This is a genomic window from Faecalicatena contorta (assembly GCF_001404335.1).
Classification (GTDB): domain Bacteria; phylum Bacillota; class Clostridia; order Lachnospirales; family Lachnospiraceae; genus Faecalicatena; species Faecalicatena contortus_B.
In genome coordinates, this window is sequence record NZ_CYZU01000036.1 from 17,998 (window position 1) to 38,377 (window position 20,380).

13 protein-coding genes and 1 riboswitch are annotated in these 20,380 nt (G+C 46.0%); all 13 genes read left to right on the top strand.

The window, feature by feature from the left end; all coding sequences use genetic code 11:
- The first annotated feature begins 20 nt into the window (after nt 1–20).
- The 13 genes from ARB69_RS16690 (at nt 21) to ARB69_RS26770 (ending at nt 19,909) form a co-directional block, all read left to right on the top strand.
- On the top strand, nt 21–1,736 hold the full coding sequence (locus ARB69_RS16690) for a putative 2-aminoethylphosphonate ABC transporter permease subunit (RefSeq protein ID WP_055154379.1): 1,716 nt from the start codon (nt 21–23) through the stop codon (nt 1,734–1,736).
- A 208-nt stretch (nt 1,737–1,944) separates the two neighbouring features.
- Nucleotides 1,945–2,133: riboswitch (cobalamin riboswitch) on the top strand.
- Between the two features lie 338 nt (nt 2,134–2,471).
- Nucleotides 2,472–3,491 (top strand): ABC transporter substrate-binding protein, encoded by a 1,020-nt coding sequence (locus ARB69_RS16695; RefSeq protein ID WP_055154381.1) that lies wholly within the window; start codon nt 2,472–2,474, stop codon nt 3,489–3,491.
- A gap of 30 nt (nt 3,492–3,521) precedes the next feature.
- On the top strand, nt 3,522–4,580 hold the full coding sequence (locus tag ARB69_RS16700) for a FecCD family ABC transporter permease (RefSeq protein WP_242843874.1): 1,059 nt from the start codon (nt 3,522–3,524) through the stop codon (nt 4,578–4,580).
- A 15-nt stretch (nt 4,581–4,595) separates the two neighbouring features.
- Entirely contained in the window at nt 4,596–5,354 is a 759-nt protein-coding gene (locus tag ARB69_RS16705) for an ABC transporter ATP-binding protein (RefSeq protein WP_050641476.1), read from the top strand.
- A 492-nt stretch (nt 5,355–5,846) separates the two neighbouring features.
- The gene (locus ARB69_RS16710; RefSeq protein WP_055154382.1) at nt 5,847–8,774 is read left to right on the top strand and encodes an insulinase family protein; all 2,928 of its coding nucleotides are present in this window, start codon (nt 5,847–5,849) and stop codon (nt 8,772–8,774) included.
- 204 nt (nt 8,775–8,978) lie between these two features.
- Nucleotides 8,979–9,878, top strand: coding sequence for a GTPase Era (gene era / locus ARB69_RS16715; RefSeq protein ID WP_055154392.1), 900 nt, complete (start codon nt 8,979–8,981; stop codon nt 9,876–9,878).
- A gap of 256 nt (nt 9,879–10,134) precedes the next feature.
- Nucleotides 10,135–10,320: a hypothetical protein gene (locus tag ARB69_RS16720; RefSeq protein ID WP_055154383.1), complete on the top strand. Its 186-nt coding sequence runs from the start codon at nt 10,135–10,137 to the stop codon at nt 10,318–10,320.
- The gene (gene recO / locus ARB69_RS16725; protein WP_055154384.1) at nt 10,286–11,002 is read left to right on the top strand and encodes a DNA repair protein RecO; all 717 of its coding nucleotides are present in this window, start codon (nt 10,286–10,288) and stop codon (nt 11,000–11,002) included. The genes ARB69_RS16720 and recO overlap by 35 nt, the downstream gene beginning before the upstream one ends.
- Before the next feature lie 1,023 nt (nt 11,003–12,025).
- The gene (locus tag ARB69_RS16730; protein ID WP_050641472.1) at nt 12,026–13,417 is read left to right on the top strand and encodes a glycine--tRNA ligase; all 1,392 of its coding nucleotides are present in this window, start codon (nt 12,026–12,028) and stop codon (nt 13,415–13,417) included.
- A gap of 212 nt (nt 13,418–13,629) precedes the next feature.
- Nucleotides 13,630–14,997: an aminopeptidase gene (locus tag ARB69_RS16735; RefSeq protein ID WP_055154385.1), complete on the top strand. Its 1,368-nt coding sequence runs from the start codon at nt 13,630–13,632 to the stop codon at nt 14,995–14,997.
- A gap of 239 nt (nt 14,998–15,236) precedes the next feature.
- Nucleotides 15,237–16,679 (top strand): aminopeptidase, encoded by a 1,443-nt coding sequence (locus ARB69_RS16740; protein ID WP_050641470.1) that lies wholly within the window; start codon nt 15,237–15,239, stop codon nt 16,677–16,679.
- Nucleotides 16,680–16,953: 274 nt separating this feature from the next.
- On the top strand, nt 16,954–19,584 hold the full coding sequence (gene ppdK / locus ARB69_RS16745) for a pyruvate, phosphate dikinase (protein ID WP_050641469.1): 2,631 nt from the start codon (nt 16,954–16,956) through the stop codon (nt 19,582–19,584).
- A gap of 178 nt (nt 19,585–19,762) precedes the next feature.
- A complete protein-coding gene (locus ARB69_RS26770) occupies nt 19,763–19,909 on the top strand; it encodes a hypothetical protein (protein WP_157355658.1) in 147 nt (48 codons plus the stop codon).
- Nucleotides 19,910–20,380: the final 471 nt, after the last annotated feature.

Consider the following 20,380-nt stretch of genomic DNA (forward strand, 5'->3'; position numbering starts at 1 on the left):
GAAGGAGAAAATAACATAACATGAACCGTATAAAAAAATTAGTAAGGAGTGGAGAGAAGGAAGACATTGTCAGAGGAGCCGCGATTTACCTGGTTATGATTTTTCTGGTACTCTTCCTGGTTCTCCCCCTGTGCACCCTGTTCCTGAAGGCATTTCAGGATAAGAGCGGTGCATTTGCAGGCTTGTCCCAGTTTGCAAAATATTTTCAGAGCAAATCCATGGTTTATTCCATATCACATACTTTTTTTATTGCAGCCGTATCAACACTTATATCAGTGACACTGGCATTTTTCTTCTCCTATTCCCTGTCGAGAAAAAATGTACCGTGGAAAGGCTTTTTCAGATACATCGGAATGATCCCGATCTTTGCCCCTACCATGCTTCTTGGTATCGCATTGATCTACCTGTTTGGAAATAAAGGCATCTTCACCGCACTTGGCTGGCAGGTGCCTTTATACGGCAAGGTGGGGATTATCATCGCCGAAAGCATCTACTGCTTTCCAGTGGCGACAACGATCCTGATGGTGGCATTTTCTGCTGCAGACAACCGTCTGTATGAGGCGGCGGAAACAATGGGCACTTCGGCGATCCGGAAAATGTTTACGATCACCATACCGAACGTCAAGTACGGGCTGATCAGCGCCATATTTGTAGCGTTTACATACAGTTTTACCGATTTTGGAGCCCCCTCGGTTGTGGGCGGCAACTACAACGTACTGGCCACAGACGTCTATAAACAGGTGGTCGGGCAGCAGAACTTTAACATGGGTGCGGTAGTGGGAATCATCCTGCTGTTTCCGGCCGTACTGTCCTTCGCAGTGGACCGGATTACAAATAAAAAGCAGAATGCGGCGATCAGCGCAAAATCGATACCATACCAGATTAAACCCCACAGGCCAAGCGACATGGCGGCAACGATATTCTGTCTCGTGATCACACTGGCTATGCTGTTGTTTTTCGCAGTCGCTCTGTTTGCCTCCCTGATCAAATTCTGGCCCTATAACCTGACATTTACACTTTCCAACTATGATCTGGGGCAAATCTCATCAGGCAGCGGAACCACTGCATTCAAAAATTCCATAATCATAGCGCTCATATCGGCTTTTCTGGGAACTTTCATCACATTCCTGGGAGCATACCTGATTGAGAAAAACCAGAAATTCAAGGTCAGCAGAAGAATTACTTACCTGCTCTCCATCACCCCCCTGGCGATACCGGGAACCGTAGTAGGCCTGAGTTTCATTATGTTCTTCAACGCACCAAACTTCAAGATCCCATTTGCAGACGGCTACGTATTACAAAACCCTTTCCACTTTATATACGGAACCATCTGGATCATCGTACTGGCGAACATGATACACTTCTACTCCGTACCTTTTAGCACCGCCACAACCGCTCTGAAAAGGCTTGACAAAGAATTCGAAACGGTATCCGAATCCCTCGCAGTCCCATTCTACAAGACCCTGCGCCGCGTCACCCTCCCCCTGTGCACGCCCGCAATCTGCGAAATGTGGGTATACTTTTTCGTAAATTCCCTGGTTACCGTATCCGCGGTCGTATTCCTGTTTACCCCCACCGCCCCCATAGCCTCCGTAGCCATAGTAAGCCTCGAAGGCGCCGGTCAGACCGCTCCTGCCGTAGCTATGTGCATGCTCCTCCTCTTCATAAACCTGATAGTAAGGGGCCTTTACGAAGCCAGCAGGCATAAAGGGCAAAAGGCAGGTTTATCATCCTGATGTTTCCGCAAAGCCCAGTCAGAATGTAACAGTTCAGGCAGGCCCGAACTGTTACGTCAGAATACCTGTCCCGCAGCATGTGTATCTGCAACGGGGCGGGTATTCGCGTTATTACGAAAAATATAAGAACTATTTGTAATTTTTTATCAGATCCCCGTTCTTTTATTGACAATTTTCTTATTTCAGGGTATGTTTGTCTGGAAAAACTGAATCATACTATTCATCAAATGCTCGTAAGAGGTAAAAGGGAATCAGGTGAAAAGCCTGAACGGTCCGGCCACTGTATCCAGGGAGTGAAAGCTGTAAGATGTCATTGCAGAATCTTTATTTTGTGAGAAGGCACAGCATGAGCGATAATCTGGAAGTCAGGAAACCTGTTTGACGAATAAGAGAGGAAACTTCCGGTTAAAAGCGTCCTGTCTGAATATTTAAAGTTGTTATGTACATTTTTGAAAACAACTTTATTTGTGTATACCTAATGGATACACATGTATTAGACATTTGCTAATTTCGGGCAGATGTCTTTTTTGTGATATAGGAAATTCCAGAGGAATTTCCTATATCACAAAGATGCACACGCCGCGATAAGGTATATAGCCGCAAAGCGGCATCGCGGCGGCGCGCAAAGTGGGCAAGCCCGTTCTATTCTTATGCAGTTATAAGCAAAATGGAGAAAATGAAGATGGATATCTATGAGGATAGTTTTAAACTATTATTGAAAAGAGGAGAAAAAGTATGAAATTGAGAAACAAACTGATTAGCATAATGCTGGTGCTTGCATTAGGAATGAGTATTACAGCATGTGGAAAAGATGCTTCCGATGCGGATGCAGCAGCCGCGGAAAAGGCAAAGCCGGCACAGGAAGAAGAATCTAAATCTGAGGGGGAATTTCCTTTCACATTAAAAACGCAGGATGATATTGAAGTTACATTTACACACGTGCCTGAAAGAGTAATTGCAGCAAATGCATGCACGGGTGACGAATTAATGGCAATGGGACTGGGAGACAAAATTATAGGCAGGGCATATACAAATTCTAAAATCAACCCGAAGTGGAATGATGAGTATTTGAAGATTCCGGAACTTGCAGAGTCAGCCCCCTCATTGGAGGCAATTCTGGCTGAGGAGCCGGATTTTATTTATGGGCGGTCCAGTGCATTTTCTGAAAAAAATAATACAGAACACGAGACATTAAACGGCTATGGTATCATGTCACTAGCGTCTATTGAAGGGTATACCATCGGTGCAGATGTTGATGTTGTATATGAAGATTTTTATAACCTTGGACGCATCTTTGATCTGGAAGATAAAGCAGAAGAAATAGTAGATGCAATGAAAGCTCAGATCGAGTCGGCAGAAAATGCGGTGAAGGGTCAGGAAACCGTAAAAGTATTTGTTTATGATATGGCGCAAGATGGCGGAGCATATACCTGCGGAAATAATTTTACTGCAAAACTGATTGAGCACGCAGGAGGGAAAAATATCTTTTCCGATATGGATAAGACCTGGGCAAATGTAAGCTGGGAAGAAGTAGTGGAGCGTGCCCCGGAAGTTATTGTAATAGACGATTACGGCGATACTTCCTTAGAACAGAAAATATCCGAATTAAAAGAGAATCCGGCATTGGCAGCCGTACCGGCAATTGCAAATGACAGAATTATTTCTGTAAATCTTTGCGAGGTATTCGCAAGCTCTATGACGGGGGATACAATTGAAAAATTTGCAAAGGCATTCCATCCGGACTGTTTTGAATGAAAGTGATGCACAGGTATGAAGAATATTTGTATGACTATAAAGAAACATAGCGTTTTAAGCTCGATTATTCTTTGTATACTGCTGATCATTTCTATTATTTTGGCCGTCGGAATCGGGCCGGTTACCATAGACTTTTTTTCCGTCTGGAAAATTGTACTGTATAACATATCCCAGTACATTGGCCTGGAGCATCTGATTTCTATAGAAGAAATGAAAAGCAGTACACAGAATATCGTCTGGTTTTTAAGGGTGCCCAGGGTTCTGCTGGGCGGCCTTGTAGGAGCGGGTCTAACACTTTCCGGGATCTGTATGCAGGCATTTACCAAGAATCCGCTTGCAGAACCGTATGTGCTGGGAATCTCATCCGGCGCATCTCTGGGAGCCGTACTGGCAATGCTTGCCGGGGTCTGGCTTCCATGGGGCGGGAGGTTAACTGTCTCCACAGGAGCTTTTGCCGGAGCGCTTGTATCAATGCTTTTTGTGTACACTCTGGCAAGAACAGGAAATACAGTGACTCCAATCCGTTTAATACTAGTGGGAGTCGCTGTTTCATCTTTATTCAGCGCTTTGACGAATTACATCGTATATACAGCTCCGAATGATGCGGCAGTAAGAGAGGCAACCTTCTGGATGCTGGGTGGACTGGGAAGCGCAGCATGGAGCGATATCCCTTTATTGGGGATACTCATAATCCCGGCATTTTTGTGCCTGATGTACCTGTCCAGGGCCTTAAACGCACTACTGATGGGAGAACATTCAGCCATTACACTTGGAGTAAACGTAAATATTGTGAGGCGGATTCTCATCATTGTGTCTGCCTTATTGACAGCCTCTGCAGTTGCAGTAAGCGGATGTATTGGTTTTATCGGGCTGGTAGTTCCCCATATGGTCCGCTCCATCGTAGGAGCAGATCACAAAAAACTAATCCCGCTTTCAGTTCTTACAGGCGCCCTATTCATGATCTGGGTAGATGTGGGAGCCAGAATGCTTCATCCGCCGACGGAAATCCCCATAGGAATCCTGACAGCATTTATCGGGGCGCCATTATTCCTATGGATGATAAAGGTGCGTCAATACGAATTTAAATAGGGGGATCAGTATGAAATGATAGAAATCAAAGAACTTTCTTATCAAGTCCGGGACAGACAAATACTATCCCAGATTGAGATGCACATAAAAAAGCAAGAATTTGTAGGCATAATCGGCCCGAACGGCAGCGGAAAGTCTACACTTCTAAAAAACATATACAAAGTCCTCAAACCACAGGAAGGCAGCATCTTCCTCATGGGGGAAGATCTAACAGCCATAAGCAACCGTGAAATGGCAGAAAAATTATCGGTCCTCATCCAGGAGCAGGAATCAAGCTTTGACTTTACCGTAGAAGAAGTCGTAATGATGGGCCGCCACGCCAGAAAAAAGATGCTGGAATCAGAAGACAAAACCGACAAAAAAACAGTACAAGAAATCTTAAAAAAGATCGGACTCCATTCCATAAGCAATCAGAGTTTTCTCACCCTCTCAGGAGGCGAAAAACAAAGAGTCCTGATAGCCCGCGCATTCGTCCAGGACACACCCTGCCTGATCCTGGACGAGCCCACAAACCACCTGGACATCAAATACCAGCTAGAACTAATGAATCTGGTAAAAGCCCAAAACAAAACCATAATAGCCGCAATCCACGACCTAAACATAGCCGCACTCTACTGCACCTACATATACGTCCTAAAAAACGGCCAAATAGCAGCCCAAGGCCCGCCCCAGGAAGTCCTGACAGAAAAAACAATCCACGAAGTATACGGAGTACACGCAACCCTATACACAGACCAAACCAACCAAAAACACATCCTATTCCACCCCCAGTAGATGTTAAACACCTGTCCGCCAATTCACTCCAATCCGCCACCCCCACAGCGGTTCCCCCTCCCCGGGAGTCAAGCTTTCCGCCCGGATGAGCCCAGCGAAGCGTGCGTCAGAATGTCCGGCCGGGTGCAGATAAACATGCTGTGTGAAAAATGCTCCCAGCGAGCTTAGCGGCAGTTAGGAGGAAACGGACAGAAACGTATGGCTGAAAACTGATCTCCGAATCAGTTTTCAAGAAAGCCTGAGCCGTTCAGGCATCAGCCTGGACGGTGAATGCTTTCGGTGCCATACGTTTCTGTCCGTTTCCTCCTTACTGCCGCTTAGCGCAGCGCCCGCATTTCTCACACAGCATGTTTATCTGCACCCGGCCGGACATTCTGACGCACACTTCGCGAACCACCCAGCCAAAAAACTTCCCTCCCCCCAAACCGCCCCCTTTTATTGTAACGATTTAGATGCTATAATGTTCACATCGAATAAAAAGAGAGGTGTACTATGAGTATTTATGATTTGGATGCATACGAACTGATATTAAAAGAAGACTTATCAGATTTAAAATCGAAGGGCAGCCTTTTGCGACATAAAAAGACCGGGGCGAGAGTTCTGTTAATGGAAAACGATGACGAGAACAAGGTATTTTCCATTGGATTCCGCACCCCGCCTTCCGACAGCACGGGTGTTCCGCACATCATGGAACATTCTGTACTGTGCGGTTCCAGGGACTTCCCGGTTAAGGACCCTTTCGTAGAACTGGTGAAAGGTTCCCTGAACACTTTTTTGAATGCCATGACCTATCCGGACAAGACGGTTTATCCGGTTGCGAGCTGCAATGACAAGGATTTCCAGAATCTGATGCATGTATATATGGATGCGGTATTCTATCCAAATATCTACGAGCACGAAGAAATCTTCCGCCAGGAGGGCTGGAGTTATAAACTGGACAGCCCGGATGCGGACCTGGAATACAATGGTGTTGTTTACAACGAGATGAAGGGGGCGTTTTCCTCTCCTGAGGGAGTGCTGGACCGGGTAGTCTTGAATTCCCTTTTCCCGGATACGTCCTATGCAAATGAGTCGGGCGGAGATCCGGAGTTTATCCCCGAATTGACATATGAGCAATTTCTGAATTTCCATAGAAAGTATTATCATCCTTCTAATAGCTATATCTATCTGTATGGTGATATGGATATGGAAGAGAAGCTTCAGTGGCTGGACCGGGAATACCTGAGCCGGTTCGATCAGATTTCGTTGGATTCCGAGATTAAATACCAGGAGCCTTTCGAAAAAGTGAAGGAACTTGAAATCGAGTATTCTATTTCAAGCGAGGAGGGTGAGGAGGATAATACGTATCTGTCCTACAACAAAGTCATTGGTACGAGCCTGGATGAAAAGCTGTATTTGGCATTCCAGATTCTCGACTATGCGCTGCTTTCCGCACCGGGAGCCCCGCTGAAGAAAGCGCTGGTGGATGCCGGAATTGGCAAGGATATTATGGGGTCCTATGACAATGGGATCTACCAGCCTATATTCTCGGTGATTGCAAAGAATGCCAATGTGGAGCAAAAAGAAGCGTTCCTTTCAATTATTGAAGGTACACTGAAAGACATTGTAGAGAAGGGAATCGATAAAAAGGCACTGGAAGCCGGAATCAATTACCACGAATTCCGCTTCCGCGAAGCTGATTTTGGAAACTATCCAAAGGGGCTCATGTACGGCCTTCAGATGTTTGACAGCTGGCTTTACGACGAAGAAAAACCATTCATCCATATGCAGGCAATTCCGACTTTTGACTTTTTGAAAGAGCAGATGGACACCGGGTATTTTGAGTCACTGATTCAGACCTATCTTCTGGACAATACACACGCCTCTGTCGTAGTGGTGAAGCCGGAGAAGGGCAGGACAGCGCGGCAGGACAAAGAGCTGGCTGATAAACTGCAGGCTTATAAGAGAAATTTAAGTCAGGAAGAAATTAATAAATTAGTAGAAGACACTAAATCCTTGCTCGCATACCAGGAGGAAGAATCTCCGAAAGAGGATCAGGAGAAGATACCGGTATTGAGCCCGGAGGATATTTCCAGAGAAATCGCGCCGATCTGCAATGAAGAAAAAGAGCTGGACGGCATTAAAATGATCCATCACAATGTGGAGACAAATGGCATCGGGTATATCACACTGATGTTTGATTTATCCGGCGTGCCGGAGGAAAAACTGGTATATGCCGGACTGCTGCAGGCGGTGCTCGGAATGATCGATACGAATCATTACGGTTATGGAGAATTATTTAATGAGATCAATGTCCACACCGGGGGAATCGGAACTTCCCTGGAACTGTATGCAGATGTAACGAAAGTAAAGGAAAAGGAATTCCGCGCCACTTTGGAGATGAAAGGAAAGGCCCTTTATCCGAAGATGGACATCCTGCTTGCCATGATGCGTGAGATTCTGATGGAATCCAAACTGGATGATGAAAAGCGTCTGAAAGAGATCCTGGCTATGCTGAAATCCAGGATGCAGATGAGCTTCCAGTCCTCCGGCCATACAACGTCGGCTCTGCGTGCGCTGTCCTATGACTCACCGCTTGCTAAGTTCAAGGATGATACGGAGGGCATTGGATTTTATCAGGCCGTAAAGGAAATCGAAGAAAACTTTGAAGAAAAGAAAGCAGAACTGATCTGGAACCTCAAAGCGATTGCCATGGATATCTTCCGCGCAGATAATATGATGATAAGCTATACTTCCGCAGAGGAAGGACTGGAATCTATCAAACCGGGGGTCGGAAAAATAAAATCAGGTCTTCACGAGGAACCAAAGTCTGAGGAAACACCTTGTATCATTCACTGCAAAAAGAGAAATGAAGGCTTTAAGACATCATCCAAAGTGCAGTATGTTGCAAGGGTGGGCAACTTTATTGACCACGGAGCGGATTACAACGGAGCACTCCAGATCCTGAAAGTCATTTTAAGCTATGACTACCTGTGGCAGAATGTACGCGTTAAAGGCGGGGCATACGGCTGCATGAGCAGTTTCAACCGGATTGGGGAGGGATACTTTATCTCCTACCGCGATCCGAATCTGAGGAAAACCATGGAGACTTACGAAGGGGTTGTGGATTATCTCAGAAAGTTTACTGTAGATGAAAGAGACATGAATAAGTATATCATCGGCACCATCAGCAATATTGACCGTCCGATGACTCCGGCCACAAAAGGAGACCGTTCGATGAATCTCTATATGAATCATGTGTCGGCGGACATGATCCGGAAAGAGCGCATGGAAATACTTGGGGCGCAACAGGAGGATATCCGTGCACTCGCAGGCGTTGTGGAGGCGGTACTTGCTGCAGACCAGCTGTGCGTAATCGGAAGCGAAGAAAAAATAGAAGAACAGAAAGATATGTTTGGCGAAGTAAAGACATTGTTTTAGCGTGTATTTGGCAGATCATGCCTCCGGCACAGGCCGTTTTGCGCTGCAGATTGTTACTATTCACGGCTAAGGGCTGTGTATAGTAACTGCAGATCCGCCGTGGTGCAGTTTATGCACGGGGCGGTCCGCACAGCAGCGGATGCCCGCCGGGGGCGGTGAATGCCCATGTACACTCTGACTCAGGCCAAAATGAAAGGTGAAAGAATGAAAGAAAATTATAAGTCAGGATTTGTTACTTTGATCGGACGTCCAAATGTGGGAAAGTCTACTTTAATGAACTATCTGATCGGCCAGAAGATTGCGATTACATCCAATAAACCGCAGACTACCCGAAACCGGATTCAGACGGTTCTGACGACGGAGGAAGGCCAGATTGTATTCGTAGATACTCCGGGGATCCACAAGGCCAAAAATAAGCTGGGCGAATACATGGTAAATGTTGCAGAAAGGACGCTGAACGAGGTGGATGTAGTCTTGTGGCTCGTGGAGCCGTCCACCTTTATAGGCGCCGGAGAGCAGCATATCATCGAACAACTGAAGCATGTTAAGACACCGGTTATCCTTGTGATCAATAAGACAGATATGGTAAAAAAAGAAGAAGTTCTGACTTTTATAGATGCATATAGTAAGGCGTATGATTTTGCCGCGATCGTGCCGGTGTCTGCAAGAAATGGTGATAATACAGATGAGCTGGTCAAGGTAATTATGCAGCATCTCCCTTACGGGCCGCAATTTTATGATGAAGACACGATTACGGATCAGCCCGAGCGCCAGATCGTAGCAGAACTCATCCGTGAGAAGGCCCTGCACTGCCTGCAGGAAGAAATTCCCCACGGAATCGCCGTGGCGATTGACAGTATGAAGATGGAAAAACGGGTCATGCATATCGACGCCACGATCATCTGTGAGAGAGATTCACACAAAGGAATTATCATAGGAAAGCAGGGAAGTATGCTGAAAAAAATCGGCAGCACCGCGAGGTATGAGATCGAGCGTCTGCTCGACTGCAGGGTAAATCTAAAACTCTGGGTAAAAGTGCAGAAAAACTGGCGTGACAGTGATTTTATGATGAAAAACTTTGGCTACCAGGACGAGCAAAGATAGAGCAAAGCCAGAAAAAATAAGGGTGTCAAGGCATTTTGTCCAAAATGTGCTGGTAGATTTTACGAGGTATAGTGCTGTTTGAATCGGAGAACCTAATAGTATAACCCAAGGGTATTATATAACAAGTACCCGGCAGGCGGGGCTGCGGCAAAGCCGCAGTATTATGTATACCCAAGGGCATCCCGTAACTCATGCCCTTCGGGCGGATCTGCGGCAAAGCCGCAGAATTATGTACCACATAAGAAGAGGTGATCTGATGGAAGAAGAATACTGGAATAAGTTTTTTGCAACCGGAAGTGTGAAGGATTATCTGTCCTATAAGATGCAGGAATCTGCAGACGAGAAAGGGCAGATGAAGGAAAAAAGTGTGGGAGTAAGCAATTGTGAATCAGATTGTACTGACAGGTATGGTTCTGTCTACAGCGCCAATTGGGGAATATGACAGAAGAGTAGTAATTTTAACAAAAGAACAGGGAAAGTTAGCTGCGTTTGCCAAGGGCTCAAGGCGTCCAAACAGCCCTCTGGTAGGCGCAGTTAATCCGTTTACATTTGGGGAGTTCACCATGTATGAGGGTCGCTCTTCCCATACGATACAGTCTGTCAATGTTCTGAACTATTTTGCAGAACTCCGGGAAGATATCATGGGCGCATATTACGGTTTTTATTTTCTCGAGTTTGCAAATTATTATACAAAAGAATCAAATGATGAGAGAGAAATGCTGAAACTTTTATATCAGACCATGAGAGCGCTGACCAATCCGCATATTCCCAACAGGCTCATCCGATACATATTTGAACTAAAGGCCTACTGCATCAACGGAGAGGGTCCGGAAGTTTTCCAGTGCGTGTCGTGCGGAGATAAGGAACGCCCAGCTGTATTCAGCGTCCGAAAAGGAGGCCTGGTATGCACAGAATGTGACAGAGATCTCATAGACGGCATCCATCTGGATAATTCGACATTATATAGCATGCAATATATAGAAAGCAGTAAAATAGAGAAGTTGTATACATTTAATGTGACAGATAAAGTGCTGGATCAACTGTCCCGGGTACTGGATCGATACAGGGAAGTCTACGTAGATAAACGGTTTAAGGCACTGGAGATACTTGAGACTCTCCTATAAAACGGGAGTTAGCGACGAGCTTTAGCCTCGGCGCGGATGGGGTGAGGACGCCAAGCGGACTGTAAGCGGCAAGCCCTCCGGCCTGTAGGGTCGGTTTCAAATCCTGACCGCTTAACGAAGAAGCTCTAAGAGAGCCGGAGGCACCCGGAAGGGCACAACCGGCATGCGCTGAAAAATTGATATTTTTTCAGCACAGGCCGGATTGAAAATTGATTTTGGAGAATCAATTTTCATCCCTTCCGGGTGTCTCCGGCTCTCTAAGAGCTTCTAGTCGTCCGCTATAAGGCGTTTGAAACCGACCCTACAGGCCGGAGGGCTTGCCGCTTACAGTCCGCTTGGCTGGTTCATCCGATCGGTAGGAAAGAAGTCGTTGCCAGGGTGGCGACCTAGACGGGGGAGGCGGATGGAATGGGCTATGCGTATCAGGCATCCTGCTTAAATGAATTTTAGAGCTTTTATGCATGGAATCTTTTGAACTGTTTTTGGTTAGATAGCATTAACTAATGCCGACATAACAGAACCACCAATTCTATCCCATCCGCTGCAACCGCACGGGACCCCTCCGGGGAATGAGCTTTTACCTGCCGTCTGGATGCAACAGCGAATGACGAGGTGAGTCCGGGCGCTGGCGGGGCAATGTCTGCTGGTGAAAAGTCCATAAAGCGAGCGATTAGAAGCTGTTGAAGAAAACGGAACGGGAAGGGAGGGCAGAATTTGCCTTACCAGGCAAATTCTGAAACCGCCTGCGGCGCGAATGCATCGGCATTCGGGCCAAATGCGGTGGTACCTCCCTTCCCGTTCCGTTTTCTTCTACAGCTTCTTCGCGCAGTGTCAGGACATTTCACCAGCAGACATTGCCCCGCCAGCGCCCGGACTCACCTCGTCATTCGCGTCCGCCATCCGTCAACGAGTCTAAAGCTCGTTAACTATATCCCGATTTTTGGGCAAACGGCTTGAAAATCTCCCCCATAGCCGTTATAATAGTTACCAATTGAGATGAAATAGAATGTGAGGAGCAGTATTATGGTAGAAAAAACGATGGATAAAATTGTGGCTCTTGCCAAAACAAGAGGATTTGTTTACCCGGGGTCCGAGATATACGGTGGACTTGCTAATACATGGGATTACGGAAACCTCGGTGTAGAGCTAAAGAATAACGTGAAAAGAGCCTGGTGGCAGAAGTTCATTCAGGAGTCCCCTTATAATGTGGGCGTGGACTGTGCGATTCTTATGAACCCACAGACATGGATTGCATCCGGACATCTGGGCGGATTTTCAGATCCTTTGATGGACTGCCGGGAATGCCATGAGCGTTTCAGGGCAGATAAGATTATTGAGGACTACTGTGCGGAACATGATATTGCAATCGAAGGCGCGGTTGACGCATGGTCACAGGAACAGATGTCCGCGTTTATAGAAGAGCACCAGATTCCGTGCCCTTCCTGCGGAAAGCATAATTTTACGGATATCCGTCAGTTTAACCTGATGTTTAAGACCTTCCAGGGAGTTACGGAAGATGCGAAAAACACAGTTTACCTCAGACCAGAGACTGCCCAGGGTATTTTTGTGAATTTTAAAAATGTCCAGAGAACATCCAGAAAGAAGATCCCGTTTGGTATCGGACAGATCGGAAAATCTTTCAGAAATGAGATCACACCCGGTAACTTTACCTTCCGTACAAGAGAATTCGAGCAGATGGAGCTGGAATTCTTCTGTGAGCCAGGCACCGATCTGGACTGGTTTGCATACTGGAAGCAGTTCTGCCTTGACTGGCTGAGTTCACTGGGGCTCAAAGAGGATGAGGTCAGATACCGTGATCACGACAAAGAAGAACTTTCCTTCTACAGCAAGGCAACTACAGACGTGGAATTCCTTTTCCCGTTTGGTTGGGGCGAGCTGTGGGGAATCGCGGACAGAACCGACTATGACCTGACACAGCATCAGGAAGTATCGAAGCAGGATATGTCCTATTTTGATGATGAGAAGAAAGAAAAATACATCCCGTATGTAATCGAACCGTCACTGGGAGCGGACCGTATGGTACTGGCATTCCTCTGCAGCGCATATGACGAGGAAGAGCTGGAGGGCGGAGACATGCGTACTGTTCTGCATTTTCATCCTGCGCTTGCGCCGGTGAAGATTGGTGTTCTGCCGTTGTCCAAGAAGCTGAACGAGGGTGCGGAAAAGGTATTTGCAGAATTGTCCAAACTTTATAACTGTGAATTCGACGACCGTGGAAATATTGGAAAACGTTACCGCCGTCAGGATGAGATCGGAACACCGTTCTGTGTGACCTACGACTTTGATTCAGAGGAAGACGGTGCTGTGACGGTACGAGACAGAGACACCATGGAACAGGAAAGAATCAAAATCGAAGATCTGAAAGCATACTTCGAGGAAAAGTTAAGATTTTAACAATTTTAGGGCGTACTCTTTAGAAAAAGAGCTGCGTCCTAATCTGCTATCAGCAGCATCTGGTACAAAACGTGTGGGGCATTTTCTCCAGACGGTAAATATAAAATTAAAAGAAAGGATAACGCAGGCACGCATTTTGCATACAGTGTCTGCGCCCTTCGGATACTGGAGCATCCGTAGACTGCAAGTATCTGCAGGGGGCGGTAAAGGATATGGAAAAAAATTTGTGGGAAGTTTATACAGAAGATCAGTTAAAAGAACTGGAATCGCTGACAGGTGACTACAAAAAGTTTCTGGATACAGGGAAAACAGAACGCGAGTGTGTTACAGAAGTCATCAGACAGGCTGAGGCTGCCGGTTACATAGAACTCTCCAAGGCAAATGAAGTGAAACCCGGAGATAAGGTGTATGCTGCATGGATGGGCAAATCAATTGCGCTTTTTAACATTGGAGAGGAACCGGTTGAGAATGGTATGAACATTCTCGGTGCACACATCGATTCCCCGCGCATGGATCTGAAACAGAATCCATTGTATGAGGAAAGTGGATTCGCGTATTTTGATACACATTATTATGGCGGCATTAAAAAATATCAGTGGGTGACGATTCCGCTGGCAATCCATGGAGTAGTAGTACGCAAAGACGGAACTACGGTAGAGGTTTCAATTGGAGAAAAAGACGAAGATCCGGTTTTTGTAGTAACGGATCTGCTGATACATCTTTCAGGCAAGCAGCTGGAAAAGAAAGCAAACACAGTGGTGGAGGGGGAAAACCTGGATATCCTGATTGGAAGCAGGCCGCTGGCAGGCGAGGAAAAGGACGCGGCTGCCGCACAGATTCTGAAGCTTCTGAAAGAGACTTATGATATTGAAAAAGAAGACCTGATGTCTGCCGAGCTGGAAGTTGTACCGGCAGGAAAGGCCAGGGACTGCGGACTGGACAGAAGTATGATCATGGCTTATGGTCAGGATGACCGCGTATGTGCTTATACCTCACTCGCTGCTATGCTGGATGTACAGGATGTGAAACGCACTTCCTGCTGTATCCTGGTAGATAAAGAGGAAATCGGAAGCGTCGGTGCTACCGGAATGCATTCCCGTTTCTTTGAAAATGCAGTTGCAGATCTGCTGGATAAGATGAGCGTTTTCTCTGAATTGAAGCTCCGCCATGCACTTGCGAATTCAACAATGATTTCCTCCGATGTAGGGGCCGCGTATGATCCAATGTATGCAGATGTGTATGATAAGAAATCTTCTTCTTTCTTTGGAAACGGACTTGTGATCAAGAAGCACACGGGCTCCAGGGGAAAGAGCGGTTCCAACGATGCGAATGCGGAGTATATCGCAAAGCTGCGCAGAGTATTTGATAAAAATCAGGTTGCCTTCCAGATGACAGAGATGGGCAAGATCGATGTCGGAGGAGGCGGCACTATAGCATACATACTGGCTCAGTTCGGAATGGAAGTGATAGACGGCGGAGTCGCAGTGCTCTGCATGCATGCACCATGGGAGGTGTCAAGCAAGGCGGATGTCTATGAGGCTTACAGAGCATACTGCGCATTTTTAAAAGATATGAATTAATCTGGCTGCGCAAATGGCAGTGCCAATCGTTTTTGACAAAATCAATGCCGCAATACAGGCAGTAAGACTGCCCGGCAGGTAAGTAACAGGAAGACGGGATGAAGGAACAGCCGCCGCCGCGGCAGGACTGAAATCCCGTCTTTTCCTATGCAGAAAGAATAGATTCTGGCAGAATCATCCATACTATCTTTTAGTAAAAGCAATGATGCAGAATATAAAAGTAGAAAGAGGAAGTAGTTATGGAGAGAAAAAATGCCTGGAACTATTACGGTGCGGAGGAGAGAAAACGTGTGGAGGATATCTGCCATGCATACTGTCATTTTTTGGACTGCAGTAAAACGGAACGGGAGTGTGCAGCGTCGGCGATCAAACTCGCCAGGGCCCAGGGGTACCGGGATCTGGATCAGATCCGGGAGGCAAAGGAGCCGCTGAAGCCCGGGGATAAAGTATATGCCTGCCAGATGGATAAAACCGTGGTGCTCTTTCAGATCGGCACAGAGCCTTTTGAAAAGGGTATGAACATACTGGGTGCACATATCGATTCCCCGCGGATCGACGTGAAGCAGGTTCCGCTTTATGAGGAAAAGGGGAATGTGTATCTGGACACGCATTATTACGGAGGCATCAAAAAGTATCAGTGGCTGGCGCTGCCTCTGGCACTTCATGGCGTAGTTGTCAGAAAGGACGGCACCAAAACGGAGATCAAAATCGGAGAAAAGGAGAAGGATCCGGTATTTGTCATTACAGACCTCCTGCCCCATCTTGGGAGAGAGCAGAATGAAAAGAAAGTAAAGGAACTGATTGACGCCGAAAAACTGGATCTTCTTATTGGCAATCTGCCATGTGCAAAGACGGAGCTCAAAAAGAGTAATACGAAGAAACATCTGGAATTTATAAACAGCGATGATGATAAAAAAGAAACGGAAATGGTAAAACAGACAATTTTAAAGTTGCTTCAGGAGCAGTATCAGATCAAAGAAGAAGACTTTATTTCTGCAGAACTGGAGATCGTACCTGCCGGCAGGGCCAGAGACTGCGGCCTGGACCGGAGTATGATATTGGCATATGGGCAAGATGACAGAAGCTGTGCCTTTACCTCTTTGCTTGCACTTCTGGAACTGAAGATGTCCAGGCGGACCTCGTGTTGTCTTCTGGTAGACAAAGAGGAGATCGGCAGCACAGGCGCCACAGGTATGCGCTCTCATTTTTTTGAAAATACAGTGGCAGAGATTATGGATCTGTGCGGTGACTTTTCCGAATTGAAGCTGCGCCGGGCTCTGAGCCATTCCCAGATGCTTTCCTCGGATGTCAGCGCAGCCTATGACCCTATGTTTGAAGAGTATTATGAGAAAAAGAATTCCGCATATCTCGGAAACGGCCTGGTCTTTAACAAATATTCCGGCAGCGGAGGAAAATCCGGCGGAAACGACGCAAATCCTGAATATATGGCCCAGCTGCGGCAGATTATGGACAAATATAAGGTCGTTATCCAAACGGCGGAACTGGGAGCGGTAGACAAAGGGGGAGGCGGTACCATAGCCTATCTGATGGCCGACTATGGGATGAATGTGATTGACTGCGGGATACCTGTACTGAACATGCATGCGCCCTGGGAAGTCTCCAGTAAAGCCGATATTTATGAAGCGCTGAAAGGATATCTTGCATTTTTAAAAGACGCATAATAATAGGTACAAAAAGAAATCGTTAAAACCGGGGAAACTACTGTGTACAGTGAGATTTGCCCGGTTTTAACCTGATACCAAAAAGAAAATTGTGAATAATTCCGAAGAAAAGTTGAAAAGAAATCGAAAAAAGGAATATTACACAAAAAAAACTTGCAAATCTTGTGCAAATTTACGGACAAAATGCTTGACGAGCATAACCAAAACCATTAGAATATTATATGCGACTTAGTGCAGTTTTATTTGAAAAAATTATTTAGGAGGTCATTAAAAAATGGCAAAATGGGTTTATATGTTTACGGAAGGTAATGCAACCATGAGAAACCTGCTTGGTGGTAAAGGTGCTAACCTTGCTGAGATGACAAACCTGGGTCTTCCTGTACCACAGGGATTTACAATCACGACAGAAGCTTGTACCCAGTATTATGAAGATGGCAGAAAGATCAATGACGAGATTATGGATCAGATTATGGATGCCATCACAAAGATGGAAGAAGTAACCGGAAAGAAATTTGGTGATAAAGAGAACCCGCTTCTTGTTTCCGTTCGTTCAGGAGCAAGAGCTTCTATGCCAGGTATGATGGACACTATCCTGAACCTTGGTTTAAATGAAGAAGTAGTTGACGTACTGGCTGCTAAGTCCGGCAATCCGCGCTGGGCATGGGACTGCTACAGAAGATTCATCCAGATGTACTCTGACGTAGTTATGGAAGTTGGTAAGAAATACTTTGAAGAGCTCATCGATAAGATGAAAGAAGAAAAAGGCGTAACACAGGACGTTGACCTGACGGCAGAAGATCTGAAGGTTCTGGCCGGACAGTTCAAAGATGAATATAAAGCTATGATCGGCGAAGAGTTCCCAACTGATCCGAAGGAACAGCTGATGGGCGCTATTAAAGCTGTATTCCGTTCATGGGACAACCCGAGAGCTAACGTATACCGTCGTGACAATGATATCCCGTATTCATGGGGAACCGCTGTTAACGTACAGATGATGGCATTCGGTAACATGGGCGACACATCAGGTACAGGTGTTGCATTTACACGTGATCCTGCTACAGGCGAGAAGAAGCTCATGGGAGAATTCCTGATGAACGCACAGGGCGAGGACGTTGTTGCCGGTGTTCGTACACCTCAGAAGATTTCTCAGCTGCATGAAGTTATGCCTGAAGTTTATGATCAGTTTGTAGCAATCTGTGATAAACTGGAAGACCACTACAGAGATATGCAGGACATGGAGTTCACGATCGAAGACAGAAAACTCTACATGCTGCAGACACGTAATGGTAAGAGAACAGCTCAGGCTGCTCTGCAGATTGCATGCGATTTAGTAGACGAAGGAATGATCACAGAAGAAAAAGCTGTTGTAATGATCGATCCTAGAAACTTAGATACACTGCTTCACCCACAGTTTGATGCTGCTGCGCTGAAAGCTGCCGTACCGGTTGGCAAAGCACTCGGAGCTTCACCAGGAGCTGCTTGCGGTAAAGTTGTATTTACAGCTGACGATGCAAAAGAGTGGGCTGCAAGAGGCGAAAAAGTCGTACTTGTACGTCTTGAAACTTCACCGGAAGATATCGAAGGTATGAAAGCTGCTCAGGGTATCCTGACAGTACGCGGCGGTATGACATCTCACGCTGCCGTTGTTGCACGTGGAATGGGTACATGCTGTGTATCAGGATGCGGCGACATCGTTATGGACGAAGCAAACAAGAAGTTTACACTTGGCGGAAAAGAATACCACGAAGGAGATGCAATCTCACTGGATGGTTCTACAGGTAACATCTATGACGGATTAATCCCGACTGTAGACGCTACAATCGCTGGTGAGTTCGGAAGAATCATGGGATGGGCTGACAAGTACAGAACCATGAAAGTTCGTACAAACGCAGATACACCGGAAGATGCTAAGAAAGCTCGCGAACTCGGGGCAGAAGGTATCGGACTCTGCCGTACAGAGCACATGTTCTTCGAGGGCGACAGAATCGACGCATTCCGTGAAATGATCTGCTCAGATACATTAGAAGAAAGAGAAGCAGCACTCGAAAAGATCCTTCCTGTACAGCAGGGTGACTTTGAAGGTCTGTTTGAAGCACTGGAAGGAAACCCGGTTACCATCCGTTTCTTAGACCCACCGCTTCATGAATTCGTTCCTACAGAAGAAGAGGATATCAAGAAACTTGCAGATGCTCAGGGCAAGACTGTAGAGCAGATCAAGACAATCATTGATTCCCTTCATGAATTCAACCCAATGATGGGACACCGTGGATGCCGTCTTGCAGTAACTTACCCAGAGATCGCAAAGATGCAGACAAAGGCTATCATCCGTGCAGCTATCAACGTACAGAAAGCACACGCTGACTGGAGCGTTTGCCCGGAAATCATGATTCCGCTGGTTGGAGATATCAAAGAATTTAAGTTTGTAAAGAATATCGTTGTTGAGACAGCTGATGCTGAGATCGCAGCAGCTGGAATCGAGCTTAAGTATGAAGTTGGTACTATGATCGAGATTCCAAGAGCCTGCCTGACAGCTGATGATATTGCGAAAGAAGCTGACTTCTTCTGCTTCGGAACCAATGACTTAACACAGATGACATACGGATTCTCACGTGATGATGCTGGTAAGTTCTTAGATGCTTACTATGACACCAAGATCTTCGAGAATGACCCATTTGCAAAACTTGACCAGACAGGTGTTGGTAAGTTAATGGAAATGTCACTGAAGTTAGGAAAACCGGTTAATCCAAGTCTGCACGTAGGTATCTGCGGCGAGCACGGCGGAGACCCAAGTTCAGTTGAATTCTGCAACACAATTGGTCTGGATTATGTATCCTGCTCACCATTCCGTGTTCCGATTGCAAGACTGGCTGCTGCTCAGGCTGCAATTGCTAAGAAGAATGCATAGTCAAGTTTCGTTGATAATTTAAATAGAGATTTTTATCAATTAGTCTATTCGTTGAAGAAAAATAAAAAGCCCCTATATTGACCGATTGCAGGTTAATATAGGGCTTTTTTTATTTTACCATCAACTTTATGAGCAGAATAGGTGAGTTTCATAAATTCATTTGTGGATAACTTTGCCTATGGAAATCGATCACTGTGAATTTCCAGGCGAGGGACACATTTGTTTTTGCAGCAACATGATGACACAATCTGTGCCTATTGATGCACATATTGAGTTTAAAGTGAGTGATGACCGGTTCTACGATGGTCTGGTTCTTAGAAAATAATTCATTTATTGGGACAGCTGGGATATCCTATTCCAAAATGTTATAGCTGACTTTGGAAACGTACCTTTGTTGCATACGGTATAGAGGCTTAGTGATTTGAGAAGATGACTTCTTTTTTCAGGAGTTTATAGGAAACGATGCGTTTAAGGCGGAGTTTTCAAGAAAAGTATCCAGTGAGAATTGGGGTGGAGCTTAGAAGAACACCTGATACCCTATCTTCTAAGAGGTAACGTCAGGAGGATTTTGAAGTAAACCTGTCATCATTTCGTGAGCGGATAGAGAAGTTTGGTATTGCTTTCTGTAATATAAGGTTCAATACCACAAGTTTCAAAGGGCAGGCTATTGATGTTGGTAGGGTTAATTAAGTGCTAGATCGGCTCCGTAGGGCTGCCTATCTTCTAGAACATGACATTAATATAGGGTATGAAAATAGTCTTGAAGCGGGAAAAGCGGGGCCACATGAGAAATTTG

Coding starts and splice junctions, on each gene's coding strand:
- ARB69_RS16740 (WP_050641470.1), top strand. CDS start 15,237: ATGGAGAGAAAAAATGCCTGGAACTATTACGGTGCGGAGGAGAGAAAA.
- ARB69_RS16695 (WP_055154381.1), top strand. CDS start 2,472: ATGAAATTGAGAAACAAACTGATTAGCATAATGCTGGTGCTTGCATTA.
- ARB69_RS16710 (WP_055154382.1), top strand. CDS start 5,847: ATGAGTATTTATGATTTGGATGCATACGAACTGATATTAAAAGAAGAC.
- ARB69_RS16720 (WP_055154383.1), top strand. CDS start 10,135: ATGGAAGAAGAATACTGGAATAAGTTTTTTGCAACCGGAAGTGTGAAG.
- recO (WP_055154384.1), top strand. CDS start 10,286: ATGGTTCTGTCTACAGCGCCAATTGGGGAATATGACAGAAGAGTAGTA.
- ARB69_RS16700 (WP_242843874.1), top strand. CDS start 3,522: ATGACTATAAAGAAACATAGCGTTTTAAGCTCGATTATTCTTTGTATA.
- era (WP_055154392.1), top strand. CDS start 8,979: ATGAAAGAAAATTATAAGTCAGGATTTGTTACTTTGATCGGACGTCCA.
- ARB69_RS26770 (WP_157355658.1), top strand. CDS start 19,763: ATGGAAATCGATCACTGTGAATTTCCAGGCGAGGGACACATTTGTTTT.
- ppdK (WP_050641469.1), top strand. CDS start 16,954: ATGGCAAAATGGGTTTATATGTTTACGGAAGGTAATGCAACCATGAGA.
- ARB69_RS16690 (WP_055154379.1), top strand. CDS start 21: ATGAACCGTATAAAAAAATTAGTAAGGAGTGGAGAGAAGGAAGACATT.
- ARB69_RS16705 (WP_050641476.1), top strand. CDS start 4,596: ATGATAGAAATCAAAGAACTTTCTTATCAAGTCCGGGACAGACAAATA.
- ARB69_RS16730 (WP_050641472.1), top strand. CDS start 12,026: ATGGTAGAAAAAACGATGGATAAAATTGTGGCTCTTGCCAAAACAAGA.
- ARB69_RS16735 (WP_055154385.1), top strand. CDS start 13,630: ATGGAAAAAAATTTGTGGGAAGTTTATACAGAAGATCAGTTAAAAGAA.